Raw genomic sequence first — 22,956 nt, 5'->3', positions numbered from 1 at the left:
GGCCTCAGATCCGCTTGAACAGGCGCTCCGGGCCCCCGCCGAGATCGGCCAGCACCGTCTCGCCGGCCACCGCCTTCTGGCCGAGCCCGACCAGCACGGTCGACCCGGCCGGCAGGTAGACGTCCACCCGCGATCCGAAGCGGATCAGGCCGAAGCGCTCGCCGACGCCGAGCACGTCGCCCGCCGAGACGAACCCGACGATGCGCCGGGCCACGAGGCCGGCGATCTGCACCACGCCGACGCGCTTCGGCTGGCCGGCATGGGTCGTCTCGATGACCATGCCGTTGCGCTCGTTGTCGTCGCTGGCCTTGTCGAGCTCGGCGTTGAGGAACAGGCCCGGCGTGTAGTGGATCTGGCCGATCCGGCCGGCCACCGGCACCCGGTTCACGTGGCAGTCGAACACGTTCATGAACACCGAGACCCGTAGCGTGGGCACCTGCGGCAGGTCGAGCTCGGGCGGCGGCAGCACGGTGGCGATGAGGTTCACGCGCCCGTCGGCGGGCGAGATCACGAGTCCGTCCGCCACCGGGGTGACCCGCTCGGGATCGCGGAAGAAGTAGCAGACCCAGAGGGTGAGGATCAGGAAGATCCAGCCGAAGAACTGGGAGAAATAGCCCGCCAGAACCGTCAGCACGATGCCAATCAGGATGAAGGGATAGCCCTCCTTGTGGATCGGCACGAGCGTCCGGCGGATCGTCTCGATCAGGTCGGTCATGGGTTCTTCGGACTCGAGGGAACCGCCGGCAGGCGGACGTGTCGGACGGGCGGATGGCAGCCCGCCGGGCCGCCGTCAACTTTCCAGGGGTCGCGGATCGCCGCGGGACGTCGCGCCCGCCCCTGCCGGGTTCCGCATCGTCGGGCACCGATTCGGGCGCGCGGACCTCCCGCCACGCGTCATCGTGCCCGCGCGCCGGTGGCGCCGGGGGCATGGCCCGGGAGCGAACACGAGGGACGCGGGACGCCGCGGGAACCCAGGTGTCGGCCAAAGTCGCGCGGGATCCGATCCCCGCGGCGCCCCGCGGCATCGACCGGGCGCCTGCCCCGGCCGGTGCCGTCTTTCTCGTCGCGGCGTCTCCAGCGCCCCGGTCCTGCGACTCCCTGTTAGCGGTCTCGGGCGAGGCCCAGGCACGCCGTGCCCGCACCTCCGGAACCCGCATCAGCGCCGTGGCCTTCCAGCCGCCCCCCGCCTCGTAGTGGGCGGGTCCGCAGGTCGCTCAGGGTCGGCCCAGAGGCGGGTCGGCGCGGGGGCATTTCCTCGACCCCGCCGGGCAAACTGCCGCCCGGTCTCACGCCCGCTTCCGAGACACGCCCCGCACCGGTCCGCCGCCCGGGGCGATGGCGGCTGAGAGCCACCGACGCGGGCGCCGCCCCGCCCCCGGGCCCGCCCGGTCAGCCACCGGGCGGGCCCCCGAAGGACGGCCCGGGATCGCTCCCGGGCCGCCGCGGACAGGTGCGGTCAGGAAGCACAGAATAGGAACATTGTCAAGGCGCGGGCGGCGTGACGCACGCTGCCGCGCGCCACTTTTCCCTGTCCGCCCGCGGCACTCCGGAATGATGGGCGGCTGGACCGGACCGCCGGTCCACCTCCGGAGATCCGGCCTGCGTGCCCGATCAATCCGCCCGTCGGAGCCGACTCGCGAAGAAGCCGTCGAGGCCTCCGCGGGCGTTCGGCACCTCCGCCAGGTGGCACGGCAGGGTGCGCAGGTCGCCGTTGCCGTCGATCAGAGCCGCTGCGCCACCGACCTCCTCGGGCCGGACCGGCACCCGCGTGAACCGGGAGTCGCGGGCCAGGAAGGCCGCGATCTGCGCCTCGCCCTCCTCCGGCTCCAGCGAGCAGGTGCAGTAGACGAGAAGCCCGCCCGGCCGCACCAGCCCGGCCGCGTGGTCGAGGAGCCTGGCCTGGAGCGCGGCGAGCCGCCCGATATCGGCCTCCACCTTGGTCCAGGCCACGTCGGGGTGGCGCCGGATCGTCCCGGTGGCCGAGCACGGCGCGTCGAGCAGGACCGCGTCGTGGTCCCGCGGCTCCAGGGTGAGGGCGTCGGCCACCACGATCTCGACCGCGAAGCCGAGCCGCGCGACGTTCTCGCGCAGGCGTTCCAGCCTCGGCGCGGACCGGTCGACGGCGGTGACCTGCGCGCCGGTGGCGGCGAGCTGCAGGGTCTTGCCGCCGGGCGCCGCGCAGAGGTCGAGGACGCGGGTTCCGGGCTGCGGCGCCAGGAGGCGGGCCGGGAGCGCCGCGGCGGCGTCCTGGACCCACCACGCCCCTTCCTGGAAGCCGGGGAGGTCGGGGATCGCCGGGCCGTTCTCCGGCAGGCGCAGGGAGCCGGTCGGCAGGGTGACGGCGCCGAGACGCTCCGCCCAGTCGGCGGTGTCGCGCAGGGGGGTCAGGTCGATGGCGGCCCCGGCGAGATGGGCGCGGGCGATCGCCGCCGCGCGCTCGGGCCCGTAGGCCGCGACCCAGCGGCGGGCGAGCCAGTCCGGCGTGTTGACCGCCAGGGCGTCGGCGTCCGCGGCCAGGATCGCGTCGCGCTCCCGGGCGATCCGGCGCAGCACCGCGTTGACCAGCCCGGCGAGATGGGCCGTGCGGGTATCCCCCTTGGCGAGCCGCACCGCGAGGTCGACGGCGGCATGGTCGGGGACCGCGAGGTCGAGGAGCTGCGCGGTCGCGGTGGCCAAAAGGGCCGTGAGCTGCGGCTTGGCCGCGGGCAGCCCGCGCTCCAGCCGCGCGGCCAGGGCCGCGCGGATCAGCCCGTAGCGGCGGAAGGTCGCCACCGCGATGGCCCGCGCCAGCCCGGCGTCGGCCGGCGCCAGCGCCTCGGCGCGGATCGCCTGGGCGAGGGCGTCGTCGAGGGCGGGGGGGCGCTCCTGGCCGATCAGGGCCGCGACCGCCTGCATCGCCGCGCGGCGCGCGCCCAGGCCCGCCGTATCCCGCCCGGTCTCGCCCGTCGAAGCTTCCTTCCGCGTGTTGCGGCCTGTGTCCCGCGATGCCACTTCTGCTCCAGATCCAACGCCTTCTGGGCCTACGCCCTCACACTCGAGCGAGCGCGATGCAAGAGCCGACCGCACAAGACCCGCACAGGCAGGATCCGGACGGACCGGAGGCCGGCGACGGCACGGCCCCGCCCCGCGCGCTCAGCCCGGCGGCGCAGCGTGCCCTGGCCGAGGCCGCCGAGCGCCGCGCGGCGATCGACGCCCGGGCCGCCGAGATCAGCGCCCGGCCCGAGCGCCAGGGGCGCGGCGGCCTGGAGCCGGTGCGCTACGACGACTGGGAGGTGAAGGGCCTCGCGGTCGACTTCTGAGGACGGCGCAGGGGCCGGCGCACCGGCCCGGCCCTATTCGGCCGGGACCGCCAGCGGCGGGCCGGTCTCGGTCCGGGCCTCCGCCGCACCCGCCCCGAACCGCCGGTACCAGAGCCCGGTCAGGATCGGCACGAGGATCGAGGTCACGATAATGCAGATCGTCACCAGCACGGTGGCGGTCTGCGCGGCCGGGGCGAAGTGCGGGGCGACGGCGGCGATCGCCAGCGGGTTGGCGGCGGCGGCCCCGGCCGTCGAGGAGGCCGCCAGCCCCGCCGTGCCGGTCCCGCCCCCGATCGCCCGGTCGGCCAGGATCAGCGGGATGCCGGTCAGGACGATCACCGCCAGCGCCAGCACGATGCCGAGCCCCGCGAGCGGCGAGAGCAGGTTGCTGAGGTCCACGGTGTTCCCCAGCGCGAAGGCGAAGAACGGGATCATCAGCTGGCCGCCCGGGGCGAACAGGGCCCGGAGCTTCGGGTCGAGGTTGCCGAGGGCGAAGCCGACGAGGAAGGGCAATACCGCGCCCGCGAAGATCTGCGGCTCGAAATGCGCAGCCCCAGAGGCCCCGAGGATGATCATGCTCATCAGCGGGCCGGATTCGATCGACGTGAGGATGAAGGCGCCGGCCTCCTCGCGGCTGCCGTAGGTCTGCATCAGCGAGGCGTAGAGGCCGCCATTGGTCATATCCATCGCGCAGACGATCGCCAGGATCGAGAGGCCGGCGAAGAAGCCGGTCTGGATCCCCTCGGGCGGGATGAACAGCCCGGCCACCAGCACGATCGCCCAGGCGGCGACCAGCTTGGTCGCCACCAGCGTGCCGGACTTGCGCAGCACCGTCCCGGTCGCCCTCAGGCTGACCGAGGCGCCCATGCAGAAGAACCAGACCGCCAGGATCGGGATCACGCCGGTCATGATCCCCTGCGTGAAGCCCTTGAAATAGGCCGGGGACCCCGGCGCGAAGGTCCTGCACAGGGCTCCGAGCAGCAGCGGCACCAGCATCAGGCCGCCGGGAATCCTGTCGATCGCCGCCTTGATCTGCATGGCGCGCATCCTCCCGATCCGGATCGCTCGCCGGCGCATCGGACCCGGGCGGGTTCGCGGGCGCCGCCCCGGTCCGCGCCTCTGTCGGGCGTCTGTCGAACCGGTGCGTCATCCTGTCGGGGCCCGGTGCGGGCCGTCAAGCGGCACGCCGTCGGGCACGGAACGTCCGGCGCGGAACGTCGAGCCTCCGGGCCCGTTGAGCGGATTCACCCGGAGGAGGCGAGCATGGCGACAACGGTATCGGCGCGCAGCGCGGTCGCGGGACCGCACGGCGCGATCACCCTGGCCCGCGGCGAGCGGCTCGGGATGCGGATGTGGCGGGCGGAGGAGCCGAACGCCGACAAGCCGATGACCAAATCGGCCTACGAGACCGTCGGCTACGTGGTCAGCGGCCGGGCGGAGCTCGTCCTGGAGGGCGAGACCCTCGCCCTCGCTCCGGGCGATTCCTACTGCGTGCCGGCGGGCGCCGCGCACACCTACCGGATCCTGGAGACGTTCACGGCCGTCGAGGCGACCGCGCCGCCGGCCGGCTGAGGCCCGCGGGTTTCAGTGGGTCATGTAGACCTGCGTGCCGACATCGACCCGCGCGTAGAGGTCGACCACGTCCTGATTGTACATCCGGATGCAGCCATAGGACGCGTAGGTGCCCACCGAACTCGGCCGGTTGGTGCCATGGATCGCGTATTCGCCGCCCGCGAGGGTCATGGCCGCCGCACCCATCGGATTGTGCGGCGAGCCGCCCGCGATGAGGTTCGGCAGGCGCGGGTTGTCGCGCTTCACCTCCGCGGGGGGCGACCAGGCGGGGGCGACGTACTTGCCGTCGATCGGCTTCGTGCCAAACCACTGCTTGCCGGGCCGGCCCACCGCCACGGGGTAGCGGATCGCCGTGCCGTCGCCGTTCACAAGATAGAGCTTGCGCTGCGACACGCTGATCACCACCGAGCCCGGCGCGACACCGTTCTGGAACGGCACGACCTCGCGCGCCTGCGCCGTTTGAAGACAACCGGCCAGCATCGCGCCGGCCAAACCGAATACAGCCGCCACCCGACCCGACATCACTACGATCCTCGACAAGCAAGAGTTGACGCGGGCAAGTAATCCGCGGCCGAGCTTACCGTTCCAAGAATAGCTATGGTTGATGTGGGGTCAGCGTGCCGCATCCGTGAGGCACGGTAAAAGAGCAACCACGATCGACGGCGCGGGGGCGCGGCGGGGCCGCTCGGCCGCCCTTCAGCGCTCGTAGAGCGTGCTGCCCCGCTTGTCCTCGGGCTGCCAGCCGTGGCGCTCCAGCTCCGGGTCGAGATGCTCCTCCACCGGGTGTCCGACGCAGAGATAGGCCACGAGCCGCCACGTTTCCGGCACCGCCAGGATCGCCGAGACGGTCTGCGGCTCCAGGATCGAGACCCAGCCGACGCCGAGGCCGCGCGCCCGGGCGGCGAGCCAGAAGCACTGCACCGCCCCCACCACCGAATAGGCCAGGGTCTCCGGCATGCTGGCCCGTCCGAGCCCGAGGCCGGTCTCGGTCGCCGCGTCGCAGAAGACGGCCAGATGGACCGGCGCCTCCCGCAGGCCGGCGAGCTTGAGGCCGCGATACCGGGCGGCGCGGTCCGCATCGTAGCCTGCGGCCGCGGCGGCGTTGCAGCCGGAGAAGTTGTCCGACACCGCGCGGCGCCGCGCCGGATCCGAGACGCGCACGAACCGCCAGGGCCGGCTGTTGCCGACCGACGGCGCCCGGTGGGCCGCCGTCAGGCAGGTGCGCAGGCACGCCTCGTCCACCGGATCCGTCCGGAACCGGCGCACGTCGCGGCGCCACGCGAACAGCGCGTCGAGGTCGTGCAGGAAGGCGTCGTCGAAGGCGGGCGGGCCCATGATGCCGGTGGCATACCCGCTTCCCGGGCCCAACGGGAAACAGAAAAAAGGCCGCCCGGAGGGGCGGCCTGAAGTCTTGGGTCTCGAAACCTCGGAGTGCCGGATCCTGGGATCCCGAACGGCGGCCGATGGCTGGGGAGCTGGGTGTCGGGCGCCGGCCGGGCAGGACCCGGCGAGGTTCGACGTCTGTTGTCGCGCGGCAACGCGGCCTGCAAAAGGCGCGAATCTGGCCAAACCATGTTTTTTGTCGCTTGGGCGTGTCTCGCAGGTCACGGCGCGGGGCGGCCGTCACCCTTGCGGGCCGCTGCGGCGAAGCCCATCATCCGGCAAAGGAACGATGCACGGGAGTGGTGATGACCGAAAGGACGAGCGCCGGGCCGAGGCCCGACGAGGCGGCGGGGCATGTCATTCCCTTCCCCGCCCGCGCGGCTCCTCCACAGGTCGCCTTCAACCGGGATGAGCTGCGCACGATCTTCAACCTCTATGGCCGGCAGGTGGCCGCGGGCGAATGGCGCGACTACGCCCTCGATTTCCGCCGCGACAGGGCGGTGTTCTCGATCTACCGCCGCGCCTCCGAGATGCCGCTCTACCGGATCGAGAAGGATCCCAAGCTTGCCCGCCGCCAGGGGGCCTACGCGGTCATCGCCGCGAGCGGCCAGATCCTGAAGCGCGGCTCGGAACTCGCCCGGGTCATCGCCGTGCTGGAGCCGGCGCCCAAGGCGGTCTGACAGGCGGTCTGACCCCGCACGGCATCCCGCTCCGCCCGTCAGGACAGGGGCATCCGCCGGACGGTCGCGGCGATCTCGGCCACGACCTCCGGCGGCAGGGGACGGATCGGCCGCGGCGGCTCGGCGCGGCACAGGCCCAGGATATCGGCCAAGGCATAGACCACCCGCAGGCTGGAATGGGTCCGGAACAGCGTCCAGAGCGGCTCCAGTTCCGCGTTCAGGGTGCGCGCACGGTCCGTGTCGCCGGCCTCCACGGCCCGGACGATCGCGCGGCAGGTCCGGGGGAACAGGCCGCCCGCCACGCTGTACCATGCCGTGCCGCCGGCGATCAGCGCCTCGGTCGCGTTCCAGTCGCCGCTGAAGCCGATGGGGAAGCCCGCCGGGACCGCCGCCTGCAGGGCCGCGACACCGGCCGCGGCGTCGGCCGGGGCCGGCGCGGCGCATTTGGCGGCCACGATCCCGGGACGGCGGGCGAGCCGGCCGATCAGCGCCGGCGTGAAGCGGAAATGCGTGGTCGCGGGGTTGTCGTAGAGGACGAGGGGTAATCCGCCCGCCTCCGCCACGGCTGCGAAATGCGCCTCGACCTCGGCCTCGGTCAGCGGCGTGTAGGAGACGGGGGCGAGCAGCCCCGCATCCGCGCCGGCCGCCCGTGCGTCCTGCGCGAGGCGGATGGCCTCGTCGGTGCGCAGGGCGCCGATGCCGACCAGGAGCGGTACCCGGCCGCCCACGGCCTCGCGGGCGATCGCCACCGCCCGGCGGCGCTCGTCGCGGCTCAGATACGCGTAGGTCCCGGTGCTGCCGAGCAGGCCGATCGAATCGACCCCGGCGGCCACGAGGGGCTCCAGCAGGCGTTGCAGGGCTCCGGCATCGACCCGACCGTCGGCGTCGCTCGGGGTGATCGGGAAGGCGGAGAGGCCGGAAAGGCCGGAGAGCGCAGGCATGGCCCGAGCTTAGCGCATCCGGTCGGTGCGGCGAGGCAAAAAGAAACCCCGGCGGTTGCCCGCCGGGGTTTCTGTCAACGGTCGGTTCTTGCGGCTTAGCGGCGGTCGCCGATCAGGCTCAGCAGGAACTGGAACATGTTGATGAAGTCGAGATAGAGGGTCAGGGCGCCGTTCACCGACATCTTGGCCGCCATCTCGCCGTCGAAGCCGCCGTAGAGATACATCTCCTTGAGCTTCTGCGTGTCGTAGGCGGTCAGCCCCGCGAAGATCAGCACGCCCAGCACCGATATGGCGAACTGGAGGGCCGACGAGGCGAAGAAGATGTTCACCAGCGACGCGAGGATGATGCCGATCAGGCCCATCATCAGGAACGAGCCCATGCCCGAGAGGCTACGCTTCGTGGTGTAGCCCCAGAGGCTGAGCGAGCCGAAGGCCGCCGCCGTGATGAAGAACACCTGGACCACGCTGCCACCGGTGAAGACCAGCAGGAGCGAAGACATCGAGGCGCCCATCACCGCCGCGAAGGCGAAGAACATCGTCCGCGCGGAAGAGGCCGACATCCGGTCCATCCGCATGGAGAAGACGAAGATGAACGCCAGCGGGGCGAGCATCAGGACCCACTTCAGCGGGCTGAGATAGAGGGTCTGACCGAACGGGGTCAGGATCGGGCGGGTGCCCTGGTAGGCCGCCACGGAGGCCATGTTCAGGCCGAGCGCGACGAGACCCGAGATGCCAAGCCCGACGACCATGTTGTTGTAGACGCCGAGCATGAAGGTGCGCAGGCCCTGGTCGACTTCGACCTGGGTGCCGGCGTAGCCGGTCGGCTGCTGGGCGCCGTACCGGAATGGGCTATTCTCGAATGCCATGGGAGTTTCCTTGCGGAGGCTCTCTCAGCGTGGTGTTCGGGCGAGGCCCACGCAGGACCTCTGGCGCCAGGCTGGCGCCTCGGTCAGGAATATGTTGCGCCCGCGTCCTGGACACAAGTCCCCGGCCACGGTTGCGGCCCGGGTTTTCCGTGTCCGGAGGATGTATTTTTGTCCATCCGGGCAGGGATTAAAATGCATTTCCTGCTGCAAAGCGTGTCTTTCGACTGACGGTTGCCGGGATGCAGGTGTTTCGATAGCCGTGCGAGCAGTCTTAACGGTTTCCTGATGCCACCCGCGGCGGCGCCCGTGCCGGTTTGTCCGCCGCGGGCCGGCCGCCGCCCGTCCGCAGGGTTCCGGCGGACCGGACGTCCAGGGCTCAGTGCGCGGCCCTGCGGGCGAAGGCGCGGCCCAGGCTCAGCAGCATCAGCTCGGCGGCGACCTGCACCTCGGCCGGCATATCGTCGGTGAGCGTCTCCTTGAGCGCGATCGCCAGGTCGGCCGCGCGCTCCAGCGGGGCGCCCCCCGAAGGAGGCCTGCCCAGGACGTAGCGATCGCCGCCGTCCCGGATCTCCGTGATGTCCATCAGGATCCCGTGCGAGCGGACCGGCTGGCCGGCCGCGTCCCGATGCGTCCGTCCGCGGCTGAGGAGCCATCGCACCGAGCCGTCCGTCTTGAAGACGCGGTACTCGGCCAGCACCAGTCCACCGGACCGGACGGCCCGGAGCATGTGGTCCATCAGCCAGGTCATGTCCTGCGGATGCACCGCGGCCAGTGCCATCGGTCCGCTGATCGGGCGATTGGCGAGGTCGGGGGTGCCGGTCAGCAACATGGCCGCGCCCTCATCGTAGACGACACGGCCGCCGACATGGTCCCATTCCCAGGCACCCACGACGCACGAGGCTTCGAGGGCGGCACGGAGACGCTCCGTATCCTCCCCGTAGCCATCGATGACGGTAATGCCCATGACGGTTGGTCCTCTGGTCGGCCGGAGCCCGAACGTCTTTCTCCGTACCAATATATCACACAAATGACAAAGAGTTCACTTGCGGATAAAGTTGCGGTCGGGCACTCCGCGGTGCTGTGGGTCGATTTGCGCCTTCCTGGAGATGTTCGAGGGTCGGTCATGGATGAGAACGGGCTCGAACGTCTGCGCATGATTGCCGGCGCGAAAGCGGACACTGCGTCGTCCCAAGCCCTCATTCGAATCGCGCAGTCCCTCGATCTTCCGATCGAGGCGTTCTACCAGCCGGATCGGTGCGGCCCCGCCACGCGGCCGGCGATCGATTGGGAGACGGAGCGGCTCCTGGCTCTGGTGAAGGTTCATTTCCGCCAGCTCGATCCGGCGGCGCGCCGACGCTTCGGCGAGGCGGTCCTCGGGATGGTCGGCTCGGAACCGGCCGAGGGCTGACGCCGCCGGCGGTAAAGGCTGGAGACCCGGGAAACATGGCGACGCGGGCGACGGCGAAGCCGGACGATTGGAAGCGCCTGCCCTTCGCGGCGATGTCCCCGATCCCCTATCGCGCGGCCTTCGACCCCGCCCAATTCGCGGAGCTGGCGAAGGGGCTGCGTCCGGAGGTGATGGAAGACAAGTGGTTCATCTATCTCGACGGACTCGATCTCTGCTTCCACCGGAGCTGGACCGGCCTCGGCGTCTACCGGGTCGGATTTGAGCGGCACGGCGAGACATACCGCGTCGTGTCGGCCCTGTGCGCGGAGCCGATGCTCGCGACGCACGGAGCCGAGTATCAGGCGCGGTGTCTCGATTTCCTCGTCGAGAACCTCCTGCTCGGCGGCTCCAAACCGTTCCCCCGGCCTGCGGACGTCGCGGAGACCGCGCCCGGGGCGTTCCAGCACGGCTTTTCGGGAAGCGGCTATCGCGAGGTGCCCGTCGTGCGACGGCCCTGGTGGACATTCTGGCGCTGACGGCGGCCCGTCGGGTCTGAGCGCCCGGGCGGTCCTCCCGGGACCGGGAGGCGCTCCTCAGATCTGCCGTAGATACGGCGCCGGCTTCTGCCCCAGGATCCGCCAGGTGCCGGCGAGCCCGAGGAGGATCGCCAGCGCGACGGCGGCCGTCGCCGCCACCAGCGCGCCCGACAGGTCGAGGCGGAAGTCGAGATGCATGACCTTGGCGACGATCACCCACCCTGCGAGCGTCCCGGCCATGAGGCCGAACAGGGCCGTGGCGAGGCCCAGGGCGGCGTATTCGAGGGCGTAGGCGGCGAGCAGCCGCGACCGGCGCGCGCCCAGCACCTTGAGCACGACGGCGTCGTAGAGCCGCGCCCGGTGCCCGGCCGCGATGGCGCCGGCCAGCACGAACAGGCTCGCCAGGACCGCCACGGCGCTCGCCCCGCGGATCGCCAGGACCAGCCGGCCGACGAGGTCGCCGATCGCGTCCAGCGCGTCCTTGACCCGCACGGCGCTCACCGACGGGAAGGTCTTGGCGACGTCGCGCAGGATGTGGTTCTCGGCGGCCGCGTCGGTGCCGCCCGGCAGCGTCAGCGTGGCGAGGTCGGAATGCGGCGCGCCGCGGAAGGTCCCCGGCGAGAACACCATCACGAAGTTGATGCCGAGATTGCGCCACTCCACCCGGCGCAGGTTGAAGATCGTCGCGGTGAGGTCGCGGCCGAGCACGTTCACCGTCACGGTGTCGCCGAGCTTGAGGCCGAGCTGGCGGGCGAGGTCGGCCTCGAAGGAGACCAGCGGCTTGGCGCCCTGCTCGGCGCTCCACCACGCGCCTTCGGTGAGGCTCGAGCCCTCCGGCACCGTGTCGGCGTAGGTGATGCCCCGGTCGCCGTCGAGCACCCAGGCGGCATCCTCCGGGGGCCGGATCTTGCTGGCCGGCACGCCGTTCAGGGCGACGATCCGGCCGCGCATCATCGGCACGTCCTCGATCTTCCCGTTCGGGGCGGCGCGCGCCAGGAACTCGCGGAACTGGGCGGCGTCCCGCGAGGGGATGTCCAGGAAGAAGAGGTTCGGCGCGCGGGCCGGCAGGGTCGCGCTGATCGTCCGGCGGACATTGGCGTCGATCAGGCTGAGCGTCACGAGGAGCGTCACGCCGAGGCCCAGCGACAGGACGATGGCGGGCGTCAGGGCCCCCGGCCGGTGGAGGTTGGCGAGCGCCATCCGGGGCGCGGGCCAGCTTGGATGCGGCAGGCGGCGGGCGAGCGCCATCAGGCCGAGGGCCACCCCGTGCAGCAGGCCGAAGGCGATGGCGGCCGCCGCGATGAAGATCAGCGCCACGCGCCGGTCGAAGGCGGTGACCACCGACAGGCCGACCAGCGCCGCGAGGCTCAGGCCCAACCAGATCCGGTAGCGCCAGCGCGGCCTCACCCGTGCGGGATCGACGGTGTCGCGGAACAGGCCGGAGACCGGCACGTCGTGGGCGCGGCCGAGCGGGGTGATCGCGAAGGCGAAGGCGGTGAGGAGCCCGTAGGCGGCCGCGAGCGCGAGTTCGCCCGGGGCGAGCGTCGGGTTCAGGGGCAGCGGCAGGTCGGCGGAGAACAGCGCGTCGAGGAGGAAGGGCAGGCTCGCGCCGATCGCCAGCCCGATCAGGGTGCCGATCCCGGCGATCAGCATCACCTGCGTCAGGTACAGAGCGACCACCTGCGAGCCGGGCGCGCCGACGCTCTTGAGGGTCGCGATCGAGGCCCGCTTGCGCTCCACGAAGGCGTGGACGGCATTGCCGACGCCGACGCCGCCGACGATCAGCGCGGTGAGCCCGACCAGGGTCAGGAACTGCGTGAAGCGCTCGATGCTCTTGGCGAAGCGCGGGTCGGCGTTGCTGCGCGAGCGGACCTCCCAGCCCGCCTCCGGCGTCGCGGCACGGATCCGGGCCTGCGCGGCGTCGAGATCGGCATCCGCCGTGCCCGGCGGCAGGAGGATCCGGTAGCTCCAGCGGTTGAGGCTGCCGGGCTGGACGAGACCGGTGGCGCGCAGCGTCGGCTCGGAGATCATCAGCCGCGGCCCGAAGCCGATGCCGCCGGCGATTTTGTCGGGCTCGGACACGATGGTGCCGCGGATCGCCACCTTGTGCCCGGCCAGCGCGATCCGGTCCCCGACCTTGACGTCGAGGCGCGTGAGCAGGGCCGGGTCGGCGAGCGCCCCCGGCACCCCGTCGCGCTCCGCCAGCAGGTCGGCGAGGCGGCCCGGCGGGTCGGTGGCGAGGTCGCCCGCCGCCGGATAGGTGGCCGGGTCGACGGCCTTCAGCTCGACGAGGGCCGCGTCGCCGCTCTCCGCCACCGCCATGGCCCGCAGGGAGGCGACGCTATCGAGACGGCCTTCCCGCGCCAGGGCCTGCCGCTCGGCGTCGGTGGCCTCGCGGTTGATCAGGTTGTAGGCGAGGTCGCCGCCGAGGATCCGCCGCCCCTCCCGGCCGAGCCCATCCGAGAGCGAGCGCGAGATCGACGCCACGCCCGCGATCGCCGCGACGCCCAGCGCGATGCAGGCGAGGAACACCGCGAAGCCCGTGAGGCCGGCGCGCAGTTCGCGGAGCGCCAGCCGCAGGATGAGCGGGAGGCGGCGGGGGCCGGGGTCCGGTCGGGTGATCGTGCCGTGCATCAGGCGGTCACCGCTTCCTCGATCCGGCCCGAGCGCAGGCGCACCGTGCGGTCGCACAGGCGGGCGAGGCCGTTGTCGTGGGTGACGAGCACCAGGGTCGCGCCGCGGTCGCGCTTCAGCCGGAACAGGAGATCGACGATCTGCCGGCCGGTGGCCTCGTCGAGGTTGCCGGTGGGCTCGTCGGCGACCAGGATCGCCGGGTCGGGGGCGACCGCCCGGGCGATGGCGACGCGCTGCTGCTCGCCCCCCGAGAGCTGCGCCGGGTAATGGTGCAGCCGGTGCCCGAGGCCCACCGCCTCCAGCTCGGCGCGGGCCCGCTCGTGGGCGCCGGGCCGGTCGGCCAGTTCCAGCGGCAGCGCCACGTTCTCAAGCGCCGTCATGGTCGGCACGAGGTGGAAGGCCTGGAAGACGATGCCGATGCGCCGGCCCCGGAAGCGGGCGAGCGCGTCCTCGTCGAGGCGGACGAGATCGGTCTCCTCGATCACCACGCCGCCGGAATCGGGCCGCTCCAGCCCGGCCATGACCATCAGAAGCGTCGACTTGCCGGAGCCGGACGGGCCGACGAGACCCACCGCCTCGCCGCGGTCGACGGTGAGCGAGATGCCGCGGAGGATGTGGACCCGGGCGGCGCCGCGGCCGAGGCTGAGATCGATGTTCGACAGCGCGATCGCCGGATCGCGCAGCACCTTGCCTTGGCTCACGGGCGAGCCGATCTGTGAGCGATGACGAGCATGGCGCGCGAGGTCCTTGGTTGGCTGCGAACTTGGCTGCACGGGCCGCGGGGGCACCGCGATATGGGATCCGCATTGGGGCCGCGCCATGACGGCGGCGCTGTGTTCCGGCGCACGGCCCTGTTTGCCGCAGCGCTAGCCGTCCTCATGGTCCCTTTCATGACGGCACCGCAGGCCGCCCCGAACGGCCCGGTCAAGCTCGTCGCCCTGGGCGACAGCCTGACCGCCGGCTACCGGCTGCCCGCCGATGCCGCCTTCCCCACCGTCCTGGAGCGGCTGCTCAAGGCCAAGGGCGAAGACGTGACCGTGTCCAATGCCGGCGTCTCCGGCGACACCGCCACCGGTGGCCTCGACCGGGTCGACTGGTCGGTGCCCGACGGGACCGCGGGCGTGATCCTCGAACTTGGGGCCAACGACATGCTCCGCGGCACCGACCCGAAGGTGACCGAGGGGGCGCTGTCGGCGATCATCGAGCGGCTGAAGGCCCGGGGCATCCCGGTCCTGCTGGCCGGCATGCAGGCCGCGCCCAATCTCGGGCCGGACTACAAGGCGCGGTTCGACGCGATCTTTCCGGCCCTCGCCAAGCGCTACGGGCTGACCCTCTACCCGTTCTTCCTCGACGGGATCGTGGGCGACCGGGCGCAGCACCTCGATGACATGATCCACCCGAACCGGCAGGGCGTCGAGACCATCGCGGCCCGCATGCTGCCGACGGTCGATTCGTTCCTGGACCGGATCCGCCAGGCGCCGGTCCGCTGATGCCGCGCCTGTTCACAGGGCTCGCCGTGCCGCCGGCGGTCGCCGACGCCCTCAAGGCCTACCAGGGCGGGCTGCCCGGCGCCCGCTGGATCGAGCCCGGCGACTTTCACGTCACCCTGCGCTTCCTCGGGGATGTCGAGGTCACCGTCGCCGACGATGTCGTGGAGGCGCTGGCCGAGATGCGGGTACGCCCGCCCCTGACGGTGACCCTCGACGGCCTCGGCATCTTCGGCGGCGACAGGCCGCGGGCGCTCTACGCGGCGGTGGTGGCCGATCCGGCGCTGACGGATCTCCAGGCCGAGCAGGAGCGGCTGGTGCGCCGCGCCGGGGTCGAGCCGGAACGGCGGAAGTTCACCCCGCATGTCACCCTGGCCCGGCTGCGCCGCGACGCCACGCCGGAGGCGACGGCGATGTACCTGTCGCAGGCGCCGGTCTTCGCGCCGCTGGCCTTCGCGGTTGACCGGGTGACGCTGTTCTCGGCGCGGGAATCGACCGGGGGTGGGCCGTATGTGGCGGAGGCGGACTTTCCGTTCGCGTGAGGCGTCCGCTTCAGGCCTCTCCTCATCCAGAGGGCTCTGTGGGCCCGGAAGACCTCCTTCGAGGCCCGCTTCGCGGTCACCTCAGGATCAGCTGGAGGGTTGGACCGACCTACAGCCGCCGCAGCGCCACGCTCTCGATCCGGTGGCTCGCGCCCTTGGTGAGGATCAGGCTCGCCCGCTGCCGCGTGGGCACGATGTTCTCGCGCAGGTTCGGCAGGTTGATCGTGGTCCAGAGCCGGTCGGCGATGTCGAGCGCCTCGGTTTCCGGGATCTCGGCGTATTTCCGGAAGTATGAGCGCGGGTCGCGGAAGGCGGTCTGGCGCAGCTTCATGAAGCGGGTGACGTACCAGCGGTGCAGGTCGTCCTCGTGGCCGTCGAGATAGATCGAGAAGTCGAAGAAGTCGGACACGAACGGGATCGCGGTGCCGTCCCGGGGCAGGCGGGCGGGCTGGAGGACGTTCAGGCCCTCGACGATCAGGATGTCGGGGCTCTCCACCACCCGCTCCTCCCCGGGCACCCGGTCGTAGACGAGGTGCGAGTAGAGCGGCGCGGTCACGCGCTTGTGGCCGGCCTTCACGTCGTGGAGGAAGCGCAGCAGCGCGGCGGTGTCGTAGCTTTCGGGAAAGCCCTTGCGCTCCATCAGGCCGTTGGCGGCGAGTTCGGCGTTGGGCAGCAGGAACCCGTCGGTGGTGACGAGGTCGACCTTCGGCGTGTTGGGCCAGCGCGCCAGCAGCGCTGTCAGGATGCGGGCCGTGGTGGACTTGCCCACCGCCACCGAGCCCGCGAGCCCGATGATGTAGGGCGCCTTGGTCTCGCGCTCGGCCATGAGGAAGCGCTGCGTCGCCTTGAACAGCCCCTGCGTCGCCGCGACGTAGAGGGCCAGCAGGCGCGACAGCGGCAGGTAGATCGCCACCACCTCCTCGACCGAGATCGGATCGTTGATCGATTGCAGCCGCTCCAGATCCTCCTGGTTGAGGGTGAGCGGCGTGTCGGCGCGCAGCTGCGCCCATTCCTCCCGGCTGAAGCGGCGATAGGGCGAGAGCCGGTCCGACGCGTCGAGGATCGCCTCGACCGAGCCCGGCAGCGCGGCCGCGTTCACGCGTGGCGCCTCGCGGCCTTCTCGGCGATGCCGCTCTGGGCCGTCCGGCGCTCCAGCTCGGCCATCACCGCCTCGAGCTCCACGCCGCCGGCCCGGAGCAGCACGACGAGGTGGTAGAGCACGTCGGCGGCCTCGTTCCTCAGGCCGGTCTTGTCGCCCTGCACGGCCGCGATCGCCGCCTCGACCGCCTCCTCGCCGAGCTTCTTGGCCGCCTTGGCGGGGCCCTCGGACAGGAGCTTGGCCGTGTAGGAGGTGGCCGGATCGGTCCCGGCGCGGCTCGCCACGAGGGCGGCGAGGTCGGCGAGCGTGTAGGCGGTCATGAAGCGATCTGCATGTTGCGCCGGCCCCTTATACGGATCCGGGCCGGATTTCGGCAGGAAACTGCGCCACGACCGCCCTGCGAGCAAGCGGCGCGGGTGAAGGCGAATGGGCTTTGTCCGGGGCTCAGCCGTTCGGGAGATGCCGGGCGAGCGCTTCCAGCACCGCCATGCGCACGGCGACACCCATCTCCACCTGCTCGCGGATCAGCGACTGCGCCCCGTCGGCGACGTCCGAGGCGATCTCGACGCCGCGGTTCATCGGGCCCGGATGCATCACCAGGGCATCGGGCTTGGCGAGCGCCAGCTTCTCGGCGTCGAGGCCGAAATAGCGGAAATACTCCTTCACGGAGGGGACGAACGAACCGTTCATGCGCTCCCGCTGGAGGCGCAGCATCATCACGATGTCGCAGCCGACGAGACCCTTGCGCATGTCCGTGAAGGTCTCGACGCCGAAGCGCTCGATGCCGGCGGGCAGCAGCGTCGAGGGCGCGATCAGGCGGACCCGGGCACCCATGGCCTGGAGCAGGATGATGTTGGAGCGCGCCACCCGCGAGTGCAGGACGTCGCCGCAGATCGCCACCTGCAGGCCCTCGATCCGGCCCTTGTTGCGGCGGATGGTGAGCGCGTCGAGGAGCGCCTGGGTCGGGTGCTCGTGGGCGCCGTCGCCCGCGTTGACCACCGCGCAATCGACCTTCCGGGCGAGCAGGTGCACGGCGCCGGCCGATTCGTGGCGGACCACGATGATGTCGGGCCGCATCGCGTTCAGCGTCGCCGCGGTGTCGATCAGGGTCTCGCCCTTCTTCACCGAGGACGAGGCAACCGACATGTTCATCACGTCGGCGCCGAGCCGCTTGCCGGCGAGTTCGAAGGAGGATTGCGTCCGCGTCGAGGGCTCGAAGAACAGGTTGATCTGCGTCCGGCCCCGCAGGGTCGTGCGCTTCTTCTCAACCTGCCGCGAGAGGTCGACGGCGGATTCGGCGGCGTCGAGCAGCCCTTCGATGTCGGGCCGGGTCAGACCCTCGATGCCGAGGAGGTGCCGGTGCGGGAAGGCCGGGGGCGCGGGCGTCGTCATGATGAGGCCCGGGTGTAGGTGCGGCGCGCCGTCCCGGCAAGGCTGTCCGATGCATCCATCGCGCGCATCCATCGCGGTTCAGGCCGGGACGCGTCCTCCGGCGCACAGGGGCTGGCTCGGCGTGAGCTCCCGGCTGGCCCGTCCGCTCGGAAAGGGGACAGACCGCGCTCCGCCCTCGGCCCCGTGCCTGGAGCCCCTGCAGCCCCTGCAGACCGCCGCCCGCCGGGGAAGCCGGACGGGCCCTGCGGCCTTTTTTCCGCCCGATGGTAACCGGTGCTCCTCGCGCCACGTATTGGCCCGAACGGTCGGGGTTCGGACGATCCCCTGCCCAGCGACGCCCAACCGGGACCCGATTCTTGGCCGCCTCCCCTGCTCTCCAAGCCCCCGAGACCGTCGACCGGCAGGGGCGCCGGTGGTTCTACCGCCATCCGCTGGTGATCCGTCTGGCGCACTGGATCAACGCCGCGGTGCTGCTCGTGCTGCTGATGAGCGGCCTCCAGATCTTCAACGCCCACCCCGCGCTCTACTGGGGCGCGGTCTCGACCTTCGACGACCCGGCGCTCGCCATCACGAGCGATCAGGGCCGCGACGGCAAGAGCCGCGGGGTGGTGACGGTCGGCACGCGGACCTTCGACACCACGGGCGTTCTCGGCCTGTCGCGCGAGGGCGGCACGGAGGTGGAGCGGGCCTTCCCGTCCTGGGCGACCCTGCCGGCCGACCAGGACCTCGCCACGGGCCGCCGCTGGCACTTCCTGTTCGCGTGGCTGCTGGTGATCAACGGCGCCGTCTATCTCACCTACGGCCTGTTCAGCGGCCAGCTCCGCCGTCGCCTGATTCCGGACGGGGACCAGATCCGCCACTTCGGGGCTTCCGTGAAGGAGCACCTGCTCCTGCGCTTCCCCGAGGGCACGGAGGCCAAGCGCTACAACGTCATCCAGAAGCTCACCTATCTCGTCCTGGTGCTGGGCCTTTTACCTGCGATGGTGCTCGCGGGACTCGCCATGTCGCCCGGGATGGACGCCGCCTGGCCCTGGCTCACCGAGCTGTTCGGGGGCCGGCAATCGGCGCGCAGCGTCCACTTCATCGCCGCCGGGCTCATCGTGCTGTTCGTGGTGGTCCACGTGCTGCTGGTGCTGGTCTCCGGCCTCGTCAACAACATGCGCGGCATGATCACCGGCTGGTTCAGCCTCGGCCGTGACCGGGAAGGTGCCCGATGATCCTCCACCGCCGCAAGCTTCTCACCGCCGGCGCCGGCCTGATGGGCACCGCCCTGCTCGGCGGCTGCGACAGATTCGCCGGATCCGATGCGGGCCGGCAGACCCTCCAGGTCGGCGAGGACGCCAACCAGTACGTCCAGCGCCTGCTGATGTCGCCGACGACCCTGGCCCGGGAATTCCCGGCCGCGATGATCTCGCCCTGGTTCAAGCCGAACGGCACCATCGACCCGCCGGACCGCGCCTACCGGGCCCTCGCGGCCAAGAAGTTCGCCGAGTTCAAGCTCACGGTCGACGGGCTCGTCCAGACGCCGCTGTCGCTGAGCCTCGCGGACCTGCGCGCCCTGCCGTCGCGGATCCAGATCACCCGTCACGATTGCGTGGAGGGCTGGAGCTGCATCGGGCAATGGGCCGGCGTGCCGCTCGCCGAGGTGCTGAAGCGGGCCGGGCTGAAGCCGCAGGCGCGCTACGCGGTGTTCCACTGCGCCGACACGCTGGAATATGCCGGCGGCGGCCTCGAAGGCGGCGACGGCGCCTTCCTGGGGCGCCCCGGGCATCCGGGCGCGGTGCGCGACGCCTACATCCAGCTCGCCGCCGCCGAGGATTGGGGCGGCGCGCCCACCGCCACCGACGCGCCCAAGGACGATTGGGGTCAGGGCAGCCCGGCCGCGGAGCCCGAGGATAAGCGTACGCCGATCCGCTACTACGAGAGCATCGACCTCTACGACGCCTTCAACCCGCAGACGATCCTGGCCTACGACCTCAACGGCAAGCCGCTGCCCGTCTCCAACGGCGCGCCCCTGCGCCTGCGGGTCGAGCGCCAGCTCGGCTACAAGCAGGCCAAGTACGTGATGCGCGTCGAGATGGTGGAATCGCTCAACGGCATCGGCCAGGGCGGCGGTGGCTACTGGGAGGACCGCGGCTACGAATGGTACGCGGGGATCTGAGTTTCGGCGCCGCGCCAGCCGGGGCATGCGCGACGGAGCGGCTCGACCCCACACCGGCGGCACAGCCCGCCATTTGACATCCCGCCGCCCGTGACCCACTTGTCCCCGGCGCGCGGCCCCGGCCCGACGGCGGGCATATGTCCCACGCGAATTACGATCAGAATTCGTCCGTCGCGCTCAGGTCCCGTCAGGGGCAGAGGTCTGAATGAAAGTCGTCGTCGTCGAGTCGCCGGCCAAAGCCAAGACGATCAATAAGTATCTCGGCCGCGACTATGAAGTGATCGCCTCGTTCGGGCACATCCGCGACCTGCCGGCCAAGGACGGCTCCGTGGATCCCGAGCAGGATTTCCACATGGTCTGGGAACTGGCCGACCGCGGGGCGAGCCGGGTCTCCGAGATCGCCAAGGCGGTCAAGGGCGCCGACAAGCTGATTCTGGCTACCGACCCGGATCGCGAGGGCGAGGCGATCTCCTGGCACGTGCTGGAGGCCTTGACCGCCCGCAAGGCGCTCAAGGGCATCCCGGTCGAACGCGTCACCTTCAACGCCATCACCAAGGCCTCGGTCGAGGCGGCGATGCGCAAGCCCCGGGAGATCGACCAGGCCCTGGTCGACGCCTATCTGGCGCGCCGGGCGCTGGACTACCTCGTCGGCTTCAACCTCTCCCCGGTCCTGTGGCGCAAGCTCCCGGGCGCCCGCTCGGCGGGCCGCGTCCAGTCGGTGGCGCTGCGCCTCGTCGTCGAGCGCGAGATGGAGATCGAGCGGTTCAAGCCGCGCGAGTACTGGACGCTCATCGCCACGCTGACGACCGCCGACGGCGCGACCTTCGAGGCCCGCCTCGTCGGCGCCGACGGCAAGCGCATCCAGCGCCTCGACGTCGGCACCGGCGACGAGGCCGCCGCATTCAAGCGCGACCTCGAACTCGCGACCTTCCAGGTGGCGAGCGTCGAGGCGAAGCCCGCCAAGCGCCACCCGCAGCCGCCCTTCACCACCTCGACCCTGCAGCAGGAGGCCTCGCGCAAGCTCGGGATGGCGCCGGCCCAGACCATGCGGGTCGCCCAGCGTCTCTACGAGGGCGTCGATATCGGCGGCGAGACCGTCGGCATCATCACCTACATGCGGACCGACGGCGTCGATATGGCGCCCGAGGCGATCCAGGACGCCCGCCGGGTCATCGGCAAGGAATTCGGCGACCGCTACGTGCCCGACGTGCCGCGCAAGTACAGCGTCAAGGCCAAGAACGCCCAGGAGGCCCACGAGGCGGTGCGTCCCACCGACATGAGCCGCCTGCCCAAGATGGTCGCGCGCCACCTCGAGCCCGAGCAGGCCCGGCTCTACGATCTCATCTGGACCCGCACCATGGCGAGCCAGATGGAATCGGCCGAGCTGGAGCGGACCACCGTGGATGTCACGGCGAAGGTCGGCCCCCGCCAGATCGACCTGCGCGCCACCGGCCAGGTGGTGAAGTTCGACGGCTTCCTGACCCTCTACCAGGAGGGCAAGGACGACGAGGAGGACGAGGAGAGCCGCCGCCTGCCGCCCATGAAGGCCGGCGACCCGCTCACCCGCGAGCGGATCAGCTCGACTCAGCACTTCACCGAGCCGCCGCCGCGCTATTCCGAGGCGAGCCTCGTGAAGCGCATGGAGGAACTCGGCATCGGCCGCCCGTCGACCTACGCGGCGGTGCTCCAGACGCTGCGCGACCGCGAATACGTCAAGATCGAGAAGAAGCGGCTGCAGCCGGAGGACAAGGGGCGGCTCGTCACGGGCTTCCTGGAGAGCTTCTTCCGGCGCTACGTCGAGTACGATTTCACCGCCGACCTCGAGGAGCAGCTCGACCGCGTCTCCAATGCCGAGATCGACTGGCGGGCGGTGCTGCGCGACTTCTGGCGCGATTTCTCCGCGGCGATCGGCGAGACCAAGGAGCTGCGCGTCACCGACGTGCTGGAGGCGCTGAACGGCCTCCTCGGGCCGCACATCTTCCCCGACAAGGGCGACGGCTCGAACCCGCGCACCTGCACGGTCTGCGGGACCGGACAATTGTCGCTGAAGCTCGGCAAGTTCGGCGCCTTCATCGGCTGCTCGAACTATCCCGAGTGCAAGTACACCCGCCAGCTCTCAGCCTCGGGCGTCGAGGGCGAGGGGGACGGCTCCTCGGCCGAGGGCGGCCAGCCGGGCGTCCGGGTGCTGGGCGACGATCCCGCCACCGGTCTGCCGGTGACGCTGCGCGACGGCCGATTCGGGCCGTTCCTGCAGCTCGGTGAGGCCTCCACCGAGAAGGGGGCGGAGAAGCCGAAGCGTTCCTCCCTGCCGAAGGGGCTGAGTCCCTCGGCGGTCGACCTGCAGAAGGCGCTGGCCCTGCTGGCGCTGCCCCGCGAGGTGGCGCGCCACCCCGAGACCGGCGAGCCGATCCTGGCCAATCTCGGCCGGTTCGGGCCCTACGTGCAGCATGGGAAGACCTACGCCAATCTCGGCAAGGACGACGACGTGCTGGAGATCGGCGGCAACCGCGCCATCGACCTGATCGTCGCCAAGGAGCAGGGGGGCGGCCGCGGCCGTCCGGCTGCCGATCCCGGCCGGCCGCTCGGCACGGACGCTGCGAGCGGGCGCGACCTCGTGGTGAAGGCCGGCAAGTACGGCCCCTACGTCACCGACGGCGAGGTGAATGCCACGCTGCCGAAGACCATGAGCGCCGAGGCGCTGACGCTCGACGAGGGGATCGCCCTGGTCAACGCCAAGCGCGCCTCGGGCGGCGGCAAGCCGGCGAAACGGGGCGCTGTCCGGAAGACCGCGACGCGCGCGGCGAGCGGCGCCAAGCCGGCGGCCAAGAAGACGGCAGCGAAGAAGCCCGCCGCCAAGAAGACCGCGGCCAAGAAGACGGGCGCCGGCTGACGCGGACAGGTCCAGGCGGCCTTCACCCGCTCGCCGGGTGCAAGGCGCGTCAGCCGCGCCGGTCCGTGTCCAGGGCGGGCACGCGGT

The 22,956-nt window shown here is 71.5% G+C and carries 23 protein-coding genes; 10 read left to right on the top strand and 13 right to left on the bottom strand.

Annotated features, from left to right (window positions below; genetic code table 11):
* Positions 1-4: 4 nt before the first annotated feature.
* On the bottom strand, positions 5-715 hold the full coding sequence (locus P9K36_RS06595) for a phosphatidylserine decarboxylase (RefSeq protein WP_012318030.1): 711 nt from the start codon (positions 713-715) through the stop codon (positions 5-7).
* Between the two features lie 896 nt (positions 716-1,611).
* On the bottom strand, positions 1,612-2,895 hold the full coding sequence (locus tag P9K36_RS06590; RefSeq protein WP_053610806.1) for an RsmB/NOP family class I SAM-dependent RNA methyltransferase: 1,284 nt from the start codon (positions 2,893-2,895) through the stop codon (positions 1,612-1,614).
* Between the two features lie 152 nt (positions 2,896-3,047).
* Between P9K36_RS06590 and P9K36_RS06585 the strand changes: the two genes are divergently transcribed.
* Entirely contained in the window at positions 3,048-3,299 is a 252-nt protein-coding gene (locus tag P9K36_RS06585) for a DUF1674 domain-containing protein (RefSeq protein WP_043345843.1), read from the top strand.
* A 33-nt stretch (positions 3,300-3,332) separates the two neighbouring features.
* Here the strand turns inward: P9K36_RS06585 and P9K36_RS06580 are convergent, their stop codons facing one another.
* Complete coding sequence (locus P9K36_RS06580) at positions 3,333-4,346, bottom strand: 2-keto-3-deoxygluconate permease (RefSeq protein ID WP_274929023.1); 1,014 nt, start codon at positions 4,344-4,346, stop codon at positions 3,333-3,335.
* A gap of 216 nt (positions 4,347-4,562) precedes the next feature.
* Here P9K36_RS06580 and P9K36_RS06575 point away from each other — a divergent pair, with 216 nt between their 5' ends.
* Complete coding sequence (locus P9K36_RS06575; protein ID WP_043387678.1) at positions 4,563-4,871, top strand: cupin domain-containing protein; 309 nt, start codon at positions 4,563-4,565, stop codon at positions 4,869-4,871.
* A gap of 12 nt (positions 4,872-4,883) precedes the next feature.
* On the opposite strand, the gene P9K36_RS06570 is transcribed toward P9K36_RS06575, so the two are convergent.
* Both P9K36_RS06570 and bluB read right to left on the bottom strand, forming a co-directional pair.
* The gene (locus tag P9K36_RS06570; protein WP_043355310.1) at positions 4,884-5,393 is read right to left on the bottom strand and encodes a L,D-transpeptidase; all 510 of its coding nucleotides are present in this window, start codon (positions 5,391-5,393) and stop codon (positions 4,884-4,886) included.
* A 174-nt stretch (positions 5,394-5,567) separates the two neighbouring features.
* On the bottom strand, positions 5,568-6,206 hold the full coding sequence (gene bluB, locus P9K36_RS06565; RefSeq protein WP_043355309.1) for a 5,6-dimethylbenzimidazole synthase: 639 nt from the start codon (positions 6,204-6,206) through the stop codon (positions 5,568-5,570).
* A 353-nt stretch (positions 6,207-6,559) separates the two neighbouring features.
* On the opposite strand from bluB, the gene P9K36_RS06560 reads away from it, so the two are divergent.
* The gene (locus P9K36_RS06560) at positions 6,560-6,934 is read left to right on the top strand and encodes a DUF2794 domain-containing protein (protein WP_043355313.1); all 375 of its coding nucleotides are present in this window, start codon (positions 6,560-6,562) and stop codon (positions 6,932-6,934) included.
* 38 nt (positions 6,935-6,972) lie between these two features.
* Here P9K36_RS06560 and P9K36_RS06555 read toward each other — a convergent pair whose 3' ends face one another.
* The 3 genes from P9K36_RS06555 to P9K36_RS06545 all read right to left on the bottom strand — a co-directional run bounded on the left by P9K36_RS06555 (position 6,973) and on the right by P9K36_RS06545 (position 9,705).
* Positions 6,973-7,875: a dihydrodipicolinate synthase family protein gene (locus P9K36_RS06555; RefSeq protein ID WP_278306704.1), complete on the bottom strand. Its 903-nt coding sequence runs from the start codon at positions 7,873-7,875 to the stop codon at positions 6,973-6,975.
* Between the two features lie 95 nt (positions 7,876-7,970).
* The gene (locus P9K36_RS06550; RefSeq protein ID WP_043355307.1) at positions 7,971-8,741 is read right to left on the bottom strand and encodes a Bax inhibitor-1/YccA family protein; all 771 of its coding nucleotides are present in this window, start codon (positions 8,739-8,741) and stop codon (positions 7,971-7,973) included.
* 376 nt (positions 8,742-9,117) lie between these two features.
* Positions 9,118-9,705, bottom strand: a complete 588-nt coding sequence (locus P9K36_RS06545; RefSeq protein WP_043355306.1) for a PAS domain-containing protein — start codon at positions 9,703-9,705, stop codon at positions 9,118-9,120.
* 111 nt (positions 9,706-9,816) lie between these two features.
* Here P9K36_RS06545 and P9K36_RS06540 point away from each other — a divergent pair, with 111 nt between their 5' ends.
* Positions 9,817-10,149 carry a hypothetical protein gene (locus P9K36_RS06540; RefSeq protein ID WP_236952873.1) on the top strand — a complete coding sequence of 111 codons (333 nt, stop codon included), beginning with the start codon at positions 9,817-9,819 and terminating at the stop codon, positions 10,147-10,149.
* Positions 10,150-10,184: 35 nt separating this feature from the next.
* On the top strand, positions 10,185-10,664 hold the full coding sequence (locus P9K36_RS06535; RefSeq protein ID WP_278306703.1) for a hypothetical protein: 480 nt from the start codon (positions 10,185-10,187) through the stop codon (positions 10,662-10,664).
* 57 nt (positions 10,665-10,721) lie between these two features.
* Here P9K36_RS06535 and P9K36_RS06530 read toward each other — a convergent pair whose 3' ends face one another.
* Positions 10,722-13,298: an FtsX-like permease family protein gene (locus P9K36_RS06530; protein WP_278306702.1), complete on the bottom strand. Its 2,577-nt coding sequence runs from the start codon at positions 13,296-13,298 to the stop codon at positions 10,722-10,724.
* The gene (locus P9K36_RS06525; RefSeq protein WP_043356705.1) at positions 13,298-13,981 is read right to left on the bottom strand and encodes an ABC transporter ATP-binding protein; all 684 of its coding nucleotides are present in this window, start codon (positions 13,979-13,981) and stop codon (positions 13,298-13,300) included. The genes P9K36_RS06530 and P9K36_RS06525 overlap by 1 nt, the downstream gene beginning before the upstream one ends.
* A 207-nt stretch (positions 13,982-14,188) precedes the next feature.
* Here P9K36_RS06525 and P9K36_RS06520 point away from each other — a divergent pair, with 207 nt between their 5' ends.
* Both P9K36_RS06520 and thpR read left to right on the top strand, forming a co-directional pair.
* On the top strand, positions 14,189-14,788 hold the full coding sequence (locus P9K36_RS06520; RefSeq protein WP_043387683.1) for an arylesterase: 600 nt from the start codon (positions 14,189-14,191) through the stop codon (positions 14,786-14,788).
* Positions 14,788-15,327: an RNA 2',3'-cyclic phosphodiesterase gene (gene thpR, locus P9K36_RS06515; RefSeq protein ID WP_043756116.1), complete on the top strand. Its 540-nt coding sequence runs from the start codon at positions 14,788-14,790 to the stop codon at positions 15,325-15,327. Before P9K36_RS06520 ends, thpR begins: the two co-directional genes overlap by 1 nt.
* Before the next feature lie 109 nt (positions 15,328-15,436).
* On the opposite strand, the gene coaA is transcribed toward thpR, so the two are convergent.
* The 3 genes from coaA to P9K36_RS06500 form a co-directional block, all read right to left on the bottom strand.
* Positions 15,437-16,426 carry a type I pantothenate kinase gene (coaA, locus tag P9K36_RS06510; protein ID WP_043356784.1) on the bottom strand — a complete coding sequence of 330 codons (990 nt, stop codon included), beginning with the start codon at positions 16,424-16,426 and terminating at the stop codon, positions 15,437-15,439.
* Positions 16,423-16,746, bottom strand: coding sequence for a phosphoribosyl-ATP diphosphatase (locus tag P9K36_RS06505; RefSeq protein WP_043356782.1), 324 nt, complete (start codon positions 16,744-16,746; stop codon positions 16,423-16,425). The genes coaA and P9K36_RS06505 overlap by 4 nt, the downstream gene beginning before the upstream one ends.
* A gap of 124 nt (positions 16,747-16,870) precedes the next feature.
* On the bottom strand, positions 16,871-17,818 hold the full coding sequence (locus tag P9K36_RS06500; RefSeq protein ID WP_043356791.1) for an aspartate carbamoyltransferase catalytic subunit: 948 nt from the start codon (positions 17,816-17,818) through the stop codon (positions 16,871-16,873).
* A gap of 356 nt (positions 17,819-18,174) precedes the next feature.
* On the opposite strand from P9K36_RS06500, the gene P9K36_RS06495 reads away from it, so the two are divergent.
* The 3 genes from P9K36_RS06495 to topA all read left to right on the top strand — a co-directional run bounded on the left by P9K36_RS06495 (position 18,175) and on the right by topA (position 22,869).
* Entirely contained in the window at positions 18,175-19,035 is an 861-nt protein-coding gene (locus P9K36_RS06495; RefSeq protein ID WP_043387667.1) for a cytochrome b/b6 domain-containing protein, read from the top strand.
* Positions 19,032-19,979: a molybdopterin-dependent oxidoreductase gene (locus tag P9K36_RS06490; protein ID WP_278306701.1), complete on the top strand. Its 948-nt coding sequence runs from the start codon at positions 19,032-19,034 to the stop codon at positions 19,977-19,979. Before P9K36_RS06495 ends, P9K36_RS06490 begins: the two co-directional genes overlap by 4 nt.
* Positions 19,980-20,184: 205 nt before the next feature.
* Positions 20,185-22,869 carry a type I DNA topoisomerase gene (gene topA, locus P9K36_RS06485; RefSeq protein ID WP_043387664.1) on the top strand — a complete coding sequence of 895 codons (2,685 nt, stop codon included), beginning with the start codon at positions 20,185-20,187 and terminating at the stop codon, positions 22,867-22,869.
* Positions 22,870-22,956 lie beyond the last annotated feature (87 nt).

The organism is Methylobacterium sp. 391_Methyba4 (genome assembly GCF_029691625.1).
Lineage (GTDB): Bacteria > Pseudomonadota > Alphaproteobacteria > Rhizobiales > Beijerinckiaceae > Methylobacterium > Methylobacterium fujisawaense.
The sequence above is the reverse complement of the archived record's forward strand: the minus strand, read 5'-3'. Positions and strand labels throughout refer to the sequence as shown.